Annotated in this window: 9 protein-coding genes; 5 read left to right on the top strand and 4 right to left on the bottom strand. The window is 57.5% G+C overall.

Features of this window, described 5'->3' with window-relative positions; all coding sequences use genetic code 11:
• Positions 1 to 70 precede the first annotated feature (70 nt).
• Positions 71 to 730: a thiopurine S-methyltransferase gene (locus B195_RS06675; RefSeq protein WP_003446574.1), complete on the top strand. Its 660-nt coding sequence runs from the start codon at positions 71 to 73 to the stop codon at positions 728 to 730.
• A 55-nt stretch (positions 731 to 785) separates the two neighbouring features.
• Here B195_RS06675 and htpX read toward each other — a convergent pair whose 3' ends face one another.
• Both htpX and B195_RS06685 read right to left on the bottom strand, forming a co-directional pair.
• On the bottom strand, positions 786 to 1,673 hold the full coding sequence (htpX, locus tag B195_RS06680) for a protease HtpX (RefSeq protein ID WP_003446575.1): 888 nt from the start codon (positions 1,671 to 1,673) through the stop codon (positions 786 to 788).
• Positions 1,674 to 1,988: 315 nt separating this feature from the next.
• The gene (locus B195_RS06685) at positions 1,989 to 3,200 is read right to left on the bottom strand and encodes a pyridoxal phosphate-dependent aminotransferase (RefSeq protein WP_003446576.1); all 1,212 of its coding nucleotides are present in this window, start codon (positions 3,198 to 3,200) and stop codon (positions 1,989 to 1,991) included.
• Between the two features lie 210 nt (positions 3,201 to 3,410).
• Here B195_RS06685 and msrB point away from each other — a divergent pair, with 210 nt between their 5' ends.
• Together msrB and B195_RS06695 are read left to right on the top strand one after the other, a co-directional pair.
• Positions 3,411 to 3,806, top strand: coding sequence for a peptide-methionine (R)-S-oxide reductase MsrB (gene msrB, locus B195_RS06690; protein WP_003446577.1), 396 nt, complete (start codon positions 3,411 to 3,413; stop codon positions 3,804 to 3,806).
• A 22-nt stretch (positions 3,807 to 3,828) separates the two neighbouring features.
• A complete protein-coding gene (locus B195_RS06695) occupies positions 3,829 to 4,311 on the top strand; it encodes a glutathione peroxidase (protein WP_003446578.1) in 483 nt (160 codons plus the stop codon).
• 64 nt (positions 4,312 to 4,375) lie between these two features.
• On the opposite strand, the gene B195_RS06700 is transcribed toward B195_RS06695, so the two are convergent.
• The gene (locus B195_RS06700; protein WP_003446580.1) at positions 4,376 to 6,691 is read right to left on the bottom strand and encodes a response regulator; all 2,316 of its coding nucleotides are present in this window, start codon (positions 6,689 to 6,691) and stop codon (positions 4,376 to 4,378) included.
• A 175-nt stretch (positions 6,692 to 6,866) separates the two neighbouring features.
• On the opposite strand from B195_RS06700, the gene B195_RS06705 reads away from it, so the two are divergent.
• Positions 6,867 to 7,760 carry an ATP-binding protein gene (locus tag B195_RS06705; RefSeq protein ID WP_003446582.1) on the top strand — a complete coding sequence of 298 codons (894 nt, stop codon included), beginning with the start codon at positions 6,867 to 6,869 and terminating at the stop codon, positions 7,758 to 7,760.
• Positions 7,753 to 8,235, top strand: a complete 483-nt coding sequence (locus B195_RS06710; protein WP_003446584.1) for a GAF domain-containing protein — start codon at positions 7,753 to 7,755, stop codon at positions 8,233 to 8,235. Before B195_RS06705 ends, B195_RS06710 begins: the two co-directional genes overlap by 8 nt.
• 172 nt (positions 8,236 to 8,407) lie before the next feature.
• Here B195_RS06710 and B195_RS06715 read toward each other — a convergent pair whose 3' ends face one another.
• Positions 8,408 to 12,028 carry a transporter substrate-binding domain-containing protein gene (locus B195_RS06715; protein ID WP_003446586.1) on the bottom strand — a complete coding sequence of 1,207 codons (3,621 nt, stop codon included), beginning with the start codon at positions 12,026 to 12,028 and terminating at the stop codon, positions 8,408 to 8,410.
• Position 12,029 lies beyond the last annotated feature (1 nt).

Below are 12,029 nucleotides of genomic sequence, written 5' to 3' on the forward strand. Positions count from 1 at the left end.
TCTTCAACCTGGTATTGATCTAAATCCAATATAAGTTTTAGTGCTTATTGATCGAATTTAAAGGTGAATCATGCAGCCCGAATTTTGGCACGACCGCTGGCAGCGTAATCAGATCGGTTTCCATCAGGAGCAAGTCAATTCCTACCTGCAGCGGCTGTGGCCCCGGCTTGAATTGCCCCGGGGCGCCCGGGTGCTGGTGCCTTTGTGCGGTAAAAGCCTGGATTTGAGCTGGCTGGCGGCCAGTGGTTTCGAGGTTCTGGGTGTAGAGCTGTCGCAAACGGCCGTGGAGCAGTTTTTCAGCGAACAGAGGGTCACGCCACAGATCAGGCAGCAAGGCGGCTTCAAGGTGTACGAGGCTGGTCCGGTGAGCCTCTGGTGTGGCGACTTCTTTGCCTTGAATGCGGCAGACGTGGCTGAGTGTGCGGGGTTGTATGACCGTGCGGCGATCATTGCCTTGCCGGCTGAAATGCGTGAGGCCTATGCCCGGCATCTGACGCAAATCCTGCCCCGGGGCTGCGAGGGACTGCTGATCAGCCTCGATTACCCCCAGGGAGAAATGCAGGGGCCGCCGTTCTCGGTGCCGGATGTCGAGATTCAGCAATTGCTGGTGCCTGCCTGGGATTTGCAGATTATCGAACAGTCCGATGCTCTGGAGCAGAACGGCAAGTTTCTCAAGGCCGGTGTTAGCCGTCTGGTGGAGCGGGTCTACCGGCTACGCAAGAACGCTTGAATGGCGGGCACAAAAAAGGGCGACTCAAGTCGCCCTTTTTCGTATTGCCGTGCTGTCAGCCGCGACGACGCAGAGCATCGATACGTTCTTCCAGTGGCGGGTGGCTCATGAACATCCGCGCCAGGCCTTGCTTGAGGCCGCCGTTAATGCCAAAAGCCGCCATGGTGTCAGGCATGTGTACCGGCAGTCCCTGCTCGGAGCGAAGGCGCTGCAGGGCACTGATCATGGCCGCCGTGCCTGCCAGTTGTGCACCGGCTTCGTCTGCCCGGAATTCACGCTTGCGCGAGAACCACATGACGATGGCGCTGGCAAGGAAGCCCAGTACCAGTTCAGCGAAGATGGTCGCGACGTAGTAAGCAATGCCGCGGCCTTCGTCGTTCTTGAATACCACTTTGTCGACAAAGTTACCGATGATACGGGCGAAGAACATGACGAAGGTGTTCACCACGCCCTGCACCAATGCCAGGGTCACCATGTCGCCATTGGCGACGTGGCCGATTTCGTGGGCCAGTACGGCTTTTACTTCATCGGGTGAAAAGCGTTCCAGCAAACCCTGGCTGACCGCGACCAGCGCGTCGTTTTTATTCCAGCCAGTGGCAAAGGCGTTGGCCTCGTATGCCGGGAAAATACCCACTTCAGGCATCTTGATCCCTGCTTCGCGGGACAGTTGCTCAACGGTTTGCATCAGCCATTGTTCATGGCGGGTACGAGGCTGGGTAATCACCTGGGTGCTGGTGCTCATCTTCGCCATCCATTTGGAGATGAAGAGCGAGAACAAGGACCCTGCAAAACCAAAGACCGCACAGAATACCAACAGCTGACTGAGGTTCAGATCAACCCCGTTGGCCGCCATGAACCCGTCAAAGCCGAACAGGCTCAAGGTAATGCTGGCAATCAGCACGACCGCCAGGTTAGTGGCCAAAAACAGCAGAATGCGCATCATGGTTTAAAGAATCTCCTCGACTTAAAGGTATTGCCGTATGCGGGTATATAAGGTGCTGCCACAGGCTATTCAACCGGGCGACTATTTCAAACTGTGTCCTACGGCTTGATTTTAGTAACCAACCAGTCATTTCCTGATCCGGAATGACTTTTTTTAAGCGCACAAATTCGATCAGAGCCCAGCAAACCTTGGGTGCAAGCATTTTTTTGAAGTGAAAAAGGCTGCGTAGAAGGGCAGCAGGGAAGAGTAGGTGAAGAAAGTTTTACTCGACACATGCTGTGCGATATTTCCTTGATCGCACAGCATGTGAAGGGGTTACTGACGGTAGGTCTTCAAGAAATTACCGATTCGACCAATAGCCATATCCAGTTCATCGACCCGCGGCAAGGTCACGACGCGGAAATGGTCCGGCCAGGGCCAGTTGAATGCGGTGCCTTGAACCACCAGCAATTTTTCCGAGAGCAGCAGATCCAGGACGAATTTTTCGTCGTTCAGGATCGGGCATACTTTTGGATCGATGCGGGGGAATGCATACAGCGCGCCCATAGGTTTCACGCAGCTGACGCCGGGGATGTCATTGAGCAGTTCCCAGGTGCGGTTACGTTGCTCCAGCAAGCGGCCGTTGGGCAAGACCAGATCATTGATGCTCTGGTAGCCGCCCAGTGCGGTCTGGATCGCATGCTGGCTGGGCACGTTGGCGCACAGGCGCATGTTGGCCAGCATGTCGATGCCTTCGATGTAGCTTTGTGCATTGTGCTTGGGGCCGGAGATGGCGATCCAGCCTGAGCGGAAGCCCGCCACCCGGTACGACTTGGACAAGCCGTTGAAGGTCAGGCACAGCAGGTCCGGTGCCAGCGAAGCGGTACAAATGTGCACGGCATCGTCGTACAGGATCTTGTCGTAAATCTCATCCGAGAACACCACCAGGTTGTGCTGGCGGGCCAGTTCCAGCATGCCCAGCAGTACTTCCTTGGAATACACCGCGCCCGTCGGGTTGTTCGGGTTGATGATGACCATGGCTTTGGTGTTGGGGGTGATCTTGGCTTTGATGTCAGCCAGGTCAGGCCACCAGTTGGCTTGCTCGTCACACAGGTAATGCACCGGGTGACCGCCGGCAAGGGTTACGGCAGCGGTCCACAGCGGGTAGTCGGGTGCCGGCACCAGAACTTCGTCGCCGTTGTTGAGCAGCGCTTGCAGCGACATCACGATCAGCTCGGATACGCCGTTGCCCAGATAGACGTCTTCAATGCCGACGCCTTCTACCTGTTTCTGCTGGTAGTACTGCATTACCGCCTTGCGCGCGCTGAACAGGCCTTTGGAGTCGCTATAACCTTGCGCGGTCGGCAGATTGCGGATCACGTCCTGAAGGATTTCGTCCGGCGCTTCAAAACCAAAGGGCGCCGGGTTGCCGATATTCAGCTTGAGGATGCGATGGCCTTCCTCTTCCAGTCGTTTGGCGTGCTTGAGCACTGGGCCGCGAATGTCATAGCAGACGTTGGCGAGCTTGTTTGATTTGCTGACCTGCATGGCGATGTGATCCTGAAAATGAACGATCCAGGCCGTGTGAAATCCCGGCCCTGGCTAATCCTGCCTTGCAAACACCGCATTGCTTCAAGAATCCGTTTGAATGCAGATAGAGCGGGTGCCAGACTGGCGCATTACGAGGCGCAATCATACGTGCCACCCGACCCCTGGAAAAGCCACCGGGCAGGGTTTTTCAGCGACAGAGGCAGAACCATGGAAAAGTTGAACAAAACACTGGACGAATGGAAGGCCATGCTCGACCCCGAGCAATACAACGTATGCCGTCTCAAAGGCACCGAACGGCCATTTTCGGGCAAATACAACGCCACCAAAACCGATGGCGTCTATCACTGTGTTTGCTGCAATCAGCCGCTGTTCGATTCCAGCGCCAAGTTCGATTCGGGTTGCGGCTGGCCAAGCTTTTATCAACCGATTGGCGACAGCGCGATGATCGAGATCCGTGATGCGAGTCACGGCATGGTGCGCACCGAAGTGGTCTGCTCCAAGTGCGAGGCCCACCTGGGGCATGTTTTTCCGGATGGCCCGCCGCCGACCGGACTGCGTTATTGCATCAACTCGGTATGCCTGGACCTGGTTCCTCGCGCCTGACCTTTGCTGGAGAGACGCCGTCATGACTGGCAACCTGCTCAATATTCCCTGCACCACCCTCAGTGGCGAGCAAAAGACTCTGACGGACTTCCCGGGCAAGGCAGTGCTGGTGGTCAATACCGCCAGCAAGTGCGGATTCACCCCGCAGTACAAAGGGCTTGAAGCCTTGTGGCAGCAATACAGGGATCAAGGGTTGGTGATTCTCGGCTTCCCCTGTAATCAGTTCGGCAAGCAGGAACCCGGTGACGCCGCCGCCATCGCCGAGTTTTGTGAACTGAACTTCGGGGTGACCTTCCCGCTGTTCAAGAAGATCGAGGTCAATGGCAGTCAGGCGCACCCATTGTTTGCAGCGCTTAAAAAAACGGCGCCAGGACTGCTGGGGACCGAAAGGATCAAGTGGAACTTCACCAAGTTCTTGATTGGCCCGGACGGCAGCGTCAAGCGTTACGCCCCGACCACCAAACCCGAGGCACTCAGGGCGGATATTGAAGCGCTGCTGCAATAAGCCGCCACAGCCTCACGCCCGCGACTCTTGCCACGGTTCAGCGCGGCGCCTGCTTGTGCATTGCTCAGGTTTTCAGCGGCACCCAGGTGTCGAGCAGGGCTTCGAGCTCTTCGCGGCGGAAGGGTTTGGCCAGGTAGTCGTTCATCCCCGCCGCGCGGCAGCGCTCACGCTCTTCGGGCATGGCATTGGCAGTCAGGGCGACAATTGGCAGCTCTGGCCAGCGGCCACTCTGACGAATTTGCCGGGTGGCTTCGTAACCATCCATGACGGGCATGTTGCAGTCCATCAGTACCAGATCGAAGTTGTTGCGCTCCAGCTGGCTCAGCGCCTCACCACCATGGGCCGCAATCACCACGTCACAGCCAAGTTTGCCGAGCATACCCTTGGCCACCAGTTGGTTGACCGGGTTGTCCTCAACCAGCAGCACTTGAGCGCGGTGCAGAACGAAGGATCTCCTGGAGTGAGTGCTCGGGTGGTTGCCGCCTTCTTTTTGCAGCAACTGCTGCAAGGTCTGATACAGCGCGTGCCGTGATAAAGGCCGGGCTTTTTGTTGCAGGGGAGCCAGGGCGTTGACCTGGTCGCCGGGCATGAAGTTGCCGTAGGCGGTGACCAGTAAAATCGGGGTGCTGATGGTGGGGCGCAGGCCGAACAGGCACTCTGGGCAGTCCGTAATCAGCAGGTCCGGATTAGCGCCCGCCAGTGAGTCGTCGAGCGAGTAACGCTGGTAATCCAGGCCCCATAAAGGCAAAAAACTGCTCAATAGTTCAGTCAGACCGCTGCCCGCAGGGCTCACGGCAATTACCCGGCCAGACAAGGGCATGGGCTTGATGGCGGGAGTGTGGCAGGGCAGAGGCAGCTCGGCACAGAACTGGCTGCCGAAACCGATTTGCGAGCTGATGGTCAGTCGGCCGTGCATGACTTCACACAGGCTGCGGGTCAATGCCAGGCCCAGGCCGGTACCGCCAAACTGGCGGGTAATACCGGCCCCGGCCTGGGTAAAGGGTTTGAATATGCGTGTCTGCGCTTCGTGGGCGATGCCGATGCCCGTGTCACGCACCTCGATCCGTACCTGGTCGTTGTGCGCGCTAAGGCGTACATCAACGCGCCCGAACCGGGTGAACTTGAGGGCATTGGACAGCAGGTTGCTGACAATCTGCCGCACCCGGGTTGGATCCCCCATCACCAATGCCGGGAAGTGCGGATCAATCAGGCAGGTCAGCTCTACGCTGGGCGCCGCGTTCTGAGACAGCAGGTTGGCGGTGTCTTCGGTCAGGGTGCCGAGATCGAAAGCAATATGTTCAAGTTCCAGTTTCCCGGCGTCGAATTTTGACAGGTCGAGAATGTCGTTCAGCAGTTCGACCAGAACCTTGCCCGAGTCGTGGGCTATTGAAAGCTGCTGCAGTTGCTCGGCGTTCAGTGGGCTGTCCAGACACAGTTCCAGCATGCCCAGCAGGCCATTGAGGGGCGTGCGTATTTCGTGGCTCATGTTGGCCAGAAACGCCGACCGCGCCTGAGCCATTTTCAGTGCCGTGCTGCGGGCTGCCTCCAGTTCTTGATTGGATTGACTGAGGCGCGAATTGATTGCTTCAAGTTCCCGGGTGCGGGCCTTGACCATGTCTTCAAGCTGGGACGAATACTCGGTCAGGCGATTTTCTGCATTGCGCCGCTGCTCGATTTCCCGGGCTACGGCGTCAAATTGCTGATTGGCAGCGTTGACCAATACACCGATTTCGTCGTCTTCATGTCCGCGCGGGCACTCGATGCGCGATGGCTTGGGATTACCGGGTTTGCTTCTGCTGAGCTCGCCAATAACCCGTACCAGCGGCTTGGTCAGCATCACATAAAACAGTCCCAGCAGAATAAAGGTCAGCAGCAGGCTTCTGGCAAAACCACTGAGCAGTGTGAGCTCGGCACGGTGCAGGAATCGACTGCCAAACGGGTAGGTATCCACCTCAAGGTGAAGCACCCCCACGCTTTGCTCGGGCAAGTGGTTGAAGTACAGACGATCGTCGAAGGTGCGCATGGAGCCGAACAGGAAATCACTCAATGCCCGGTAGCGGCCGTTATCGGGCTGCTCGCGGCCATTGGCCAGCATATTTTTGTCGTTATCGCTGATTTGCACCCCGGTAATGGCCGGCGCGCGCATCAGGCCCATCACTAGCTCTTGTGCGAGTTCTGAGTCCAGGTTGTAGGCAATACGTGAGGCCGGGTTATGGCTGATATCCAGGAGGGATTCGATTTCACGATTGATGGCTGCGTTTTCACTGGCATAATCCATACCGATTTGCAGCAGACTGAGCATTGTCCCCAGGACAAAGCCGACCAGCACTGTCAGCCTGGCCTGTTTATAAGACAGGCGATGGGTAAGTTTTATGTCCATGGGTGCAGCACCTGATTCCATTTCCCTTCGGCGGGCAAGAATAATCGATTAGTCGGTTAACAGGCAGGTATAGCTGCAGTATTTACAGGCAGGTTGTATCAATCACCTCATGGACGGGCGCTGCCCGCGGTCCATGTCAATGCGCTATCACTGTGTATCAGTCTGAGGAGATGTTGTGGATTCTAAACTGTATGCCTTTCTAGAGCGGGCCGAAGCGGTCCTGGCGCGTCTTGAGCCGTTGCTGCCTGCGCAGCGCGAGCCGATTGAGTGGGGCGACTGCCTGGCAGCCCGCTGGCAACGCGAAGGCCGTTCGGGTTATCTGATGCCGCTGCAAGTCAGTCTTGAGATGCGTCTTACGGATCTGATCGGAGTTGATACCCAGCGCGATCAACTGGGCCGCAATACTAAACAATTCCTCGATGGCTTTCCGGCCAACCATGCGTTGCTGTGGGGCTCGCGCGGCACGGGCAAGTCTTCGATCATTCGGGCCTTGCTGGCCGAGTACGCGCAGTCCGGGTTGCGCTTGATTGAAATCGAACGTGATCACCTGGCCGATCTGCCACGAGTGGTGGAGCAGCTACAGGGCCAAAAGCAGCGTTTTATCCTGTTTTGCGATGACCTGTCTTTCGACGCCGGTGAAGGCGATTTCCGGGTTCTGAAAAGTGTGCTCGACGGCTCGCTGGAGCAAGCCCCGGACAACGTCTTGCTGTATGCCACCTCGAACCGCCGGCATTTGGTGTCCGAAAAAGAAAGCGACAACGAAAACTGGAAGAACGTCGACGGTGAGCTTCATCCCAGCGAAGCGGTGGAGGACAAGATTGCATTGTCTGATCGCTTCGGCCTGTGGTTGTCGTTCTACCCGTTTACCCAGGAGCACTTCCTCAACGTGGTCGAGCACTGGATTGAGGTACTGGCCGGCAAGGCCGGTCTGAAGTGGCAGCGTGACGAAGCGCTGGATATTCTGGCCGTGCGCTGGGCGACCGGGCGTGGCAACCGTAATGGCCGGTGTGCTTATCAATTTGCACGTTACTGGGTTGGATTGAAATTGCTGGAGCAAAACAATGATTGATTTGAATGCCACAGGCGCCGGTCTGGATGGCTATGGTTTGCTGCGGGCCCAGTTGGAGTCCTTGCTGGCGGATGAGCGCGATTTTATTGCCAACGCCGCGCAGTTTTCGGCTTTTTTGTACCATCAATTAGATGACCTGAACTGGGCCGGTTTTTACCTTAATCGTAATGAAGAGCTGGTGCTGGGGCCTTTTCAGGGGCAGATCGCGTGTGTCCGCATTCCTTTTGGCCGGGGCGTCTGTGGCGCCGCTGCGGCTAGCAGACAGACCCAGCGGGTTGAGGATGTACATGCTTTCCCGGGGCATATTGCCTGTGACAGTGCTTCCAACAGCGAATTGGTGGTGCCTTTGATCAAGGACGGGCGCCTGATCGGCGTGCTGGATCTGGACAGCCCGAGCATCGGCAGGTTTTCCGAGCAGGATCAGCAAGGTATTGAGGCACTGGCTGCGATCTTCCTGCGTTTGAGTGAGTGCTGATAGCTCCTGATTGTTAGGGGCCGTGGTGCTTCGACTCGGGCTGGTCAGGCTGTAGCGGCTCCAGGCACGGCCGGGCGTATAGCAACATGCTCGCGCCCAAACCGCGGGCCCACTGGTGATTCACGTGGGGCCGCGGTGACGTTCGGCTCAGGTGCCGGCAGGGTGGGTGCATTCAGGCGTGTTTGGCCAGTTCGTTGATCAATGTTACCTCCAGTGCTTCCATGGCCTGCTGCACGGCACTACGGCGAGACTCCAGAGTTGCAAGGCTGGCTTGCTCCAGCGCATCGCAGCGTTTGATCAGGATGTCGGCACTCACAATGCGCGCTGCGCCCTTGATCCGGTGTGCTATGACGAAAAAAGGTTGCAGGCCGTTGTCGACGCGCAGTTCAAGCAGTGTCTTGAGATCCTGCCGATTGCTGCGCAGCAGCTCTTCGAGCAGCATTCTGATTCGCGCGTTGTCCTGTCCTGACAGTGCGTAAAAGCTCTCAATATTGAGATTGGGTGCCCTCGCGGATGGGGCTGCGGGTTCGATCGCGGCCAGGCGTTGACCCAACAGTCTCAGGCTGATGGGTTTGAACAAACAATCGTCCATCCCGGCCTGCTTGCAACGCAGTCGCTCTTCGGGCTGGGCATTGGCGGTGAAGCCCAGAACCGTACAGCGGCTGTGTCGGGATGCCTGCTCATGCTGACGAATCGCCCGGGTCAAATCGTAGCCGTTCATGACCGGCATGTTGCAGTCAGCGATAACCAGATCAAACCTCGATTGTTTCCAGGCTTTTAACCCGTCAGCTCCGTTTTTTTCACTGGTAAAGCGATGCCCCAGAAATCCCAGTTGCTGGCACAGCAACAGGCGATTGGCAGGGTGGTCGTCCACCACCAGTACATTGAGCTGGGTGGTCGCGGGGTGGATTTGCGATTCTTCGGCGGTGGGCGGCGTACAGGGCTCCAGCGCAGGCAATCTGAGGGTTATTTGAATTTGCGTGCCTACGTTGGGCTGACTGCTCAGGCTCAGGGTACCGCCCATCATTTCGCACAAACTACGACAGATCACCAGACCCAGGCCGGTGCCGTTGATCGCCAGTTTTGCGCTGTTTTGCCCCTGGGCGAAGGGCTCGAACAGGCGCTCCTGATCCTGTTGGCTGATACCTATGCCGGTGTCCCGGACCCGCAACTGCAGATCAACATGGTGCGGGGTGTCGCTCGCCAGCAAGTGCAGTTCGAGGTTTACCTGGCCGCGCTCGGTGAACTTGATGGCGTTGCTGATCAGATTGGTCATGATTTGCTTGAAGCGCAGCGGATCGATCATGACATCAGGCGCCCGGCCTTCGGGTTTGAAAGTCAGTGAGAGGTGCAGGGATTTCTGTCTGGCCAGGCCGTCAAATACCCGGATCACCGAGCTGGCCAGATCCCGCAGATTGACCCGCTCTGGAGTCAGGCTCATTCGACCGGATTCGATGCGGGCGATATCGAGAATGTCGCCGATCAACTCCAGCAGGTCTTTGGCCGAATGATAGGCGACCTCTATTGAGGGGCGGTCGAGATGACCCTGGTCAGCGCGTTTCAAGGTCAGCTCAAGCATGCCGATGACTGCATTCATCGGGGTGCGGATCTCATGGCTCATGGTTGCCAGAAATGTGCTTTTGGCCCGGTTGGCGTCTTCGGCCAGGTCTTTGGCGGTGCGCAGTTCCTCCAGCAGCTGGCGGCGATCGCTGATGTCGATCCAGCCGCCGATGATGCCCTGCACTTCGCCCAGGGCATCGCGATAGGGAAGAATCCAGTGGTAGATGGTGAGGGTTTTATCGCCTGCCTGCAGTGGCCGGTCGACGATAAGCGGGGTGCCTTCCGTCATGACCCGCAGACAGTCGGCCTGATAATCATGGGCTTCGTGTTCATCACGCATAAGGCTGCAGGTTTGCATCAGCGTCTGTCCGATGGCCTCTTCGCGCCGGGTTGAAAAAGCGTCCAGGTAGCTGTCATTGCAGGTTCGCAGAACCCCGTCGCGATCTTGCATATAAATCGGATGTGGCGTGCCATTGACCAGAACCCGCAGGAACTCGAACTGATCACTGAGTGCCTGCTCGGTCATTTTCCGTTGCCGGATCTGCCGGCGCATGCAGGCGTTCCAGATCAGCAACAGCAACAGCAAAAGGCTGGCGCCAATGATGATCTGGTAAATCAGGCGATGGTAAGGGTGCCAGTAGCTCTCCGGCGCCGGGGCATGCCCAGCCCAGCGGCTGTGGATAATGCCCAGTTCTTCGGGCGCAATGCCGAGCAATGCCTTGTTGAGGATAGAGCCCAGTTCTGTGGCATCCCTGGAGGTGGCCAGGGAAAACGTGGCGGGCCGGGTTCCCAGGGAGGCGCTGATCTGCAACCGGTTGTGGAGCAATTTTGAAGACAGCCAGTAGTTGGCAATGGCCAGCGAGTTGACCGCCCCCTGTACTTTTCCCGCGGCCAGGAGTTCGGTTGCCTGATAAATGTCATCGGTGTTGACCAGAACTATTTGCGGATGCTCGGTACGCAAATAGTCAGTCAGGGGGTTGCCCAGGGGCAGGGCCAGTTTTTTGCCTGCCAGTTGATCAAGACTTGCAGGTTTGCCGGAACCCTTTGCGGTGAGCAACACGAATGAGTTCTCAAAATAGGGCCGACTGAAACTCAGCGAGCTTTCTCGGGAAGCAGAGGGACTGATGGCGGCAATGATGTCGGTTTCATGCCTGTTGATCATCTGGATCATGGTCCCGAAGCTGCGTGCACGCTGTATCTCGAAAGTCAGCCCGGTACGCAGGCGAACGATCTCCAGCAAGTCGGCAGTAATGCCTCTGAAGTTTCCGTCCGGGTCAAAAAATGTCAGCGGCGCCAGGGTTTCATTGACCACCACTTTGACTACCGGGTGCTGGCTCAGCCACTGCTCTTCGCGCTCGGTCAGTTGCAGTTTTTGACTGGCCAGCAAACTATTGCTGCCGGCGTTCCAGCGCCTGGCAATACTATCGCGCTCACTGCCGGGCACGGCTTGCAGGGTAGTGTTGATCATCTCCAGCAGTTGCCGATTGTCCCGGTGTACGGCAAAGCTGAAGCCATGGGGTTGCGGCTTGCCGAAGTTGGCCATTTTAATGTTCTTCAGATGACCCTTGCTGATCATGTAATGCGCCGAGACCGTGTCCCCCAGAAATACATCTGTCTGCCCGAAAGCCACCGAGTTGATGGCGTTCTGAGTGGACGGGTAGGAATGGATGATGGCCTTGGGGTAGAGCGCCTTGACCTCATCCAGAGGCAGGTAGTGGTGCACCAGGCTCAGGCGCAAACCGGCAAGGTCCCGGGGCAGAGAGCGGCTGTCTCCCTCGCGGGTCACCAGGACCGGCTGGTCAATTGCATAGGGAGTGGACAGCAGCAGTTGCGGGTTGTCGGCTTCAAAGCCGTTTGAAGTACCAAGCAGGTCGATGCTGCCTTCTTCAAGTGCCTTGATGGCTGCGAGTCTGGAGTGGAATCGCTGGACTTTGATGGGGAGGTCAAGGGCACTGGCCAGAATTCCCAGGTAATCGGCGGTCAGGCCTTCATAGTCCCGGGCACTGGCGGTGAGGTCGAACGGTGGATAGTCAGGGGCCGAACTGCCGACCCGTAACTCGCGCTTGCCCTGGAGCCAGGAGCGCTGCTGTTGATCCAGAGCAACCACCATGGGGTAGGTTCCGGAACGGCTGAGCAGCACATGGCTCTCTGCCCGGGCTGTGGCGCTGAACAGGAGGGAATCCAGGAGCAGGCCTGCGATCAATGACAGGTACTTGTTTAACCATGAGGGCATT

The sequence above is a fragment of the Pseudomonas sp. Lz4W genome (assembly GCF_000346225.2).
GTDB lineage: Bacteria > Pseudomonadota > Gammaproteobacteria > Pseudomonadales > Pseudomonadaceae > Aquipseudomonas > Aquipseudomonas paraversuta.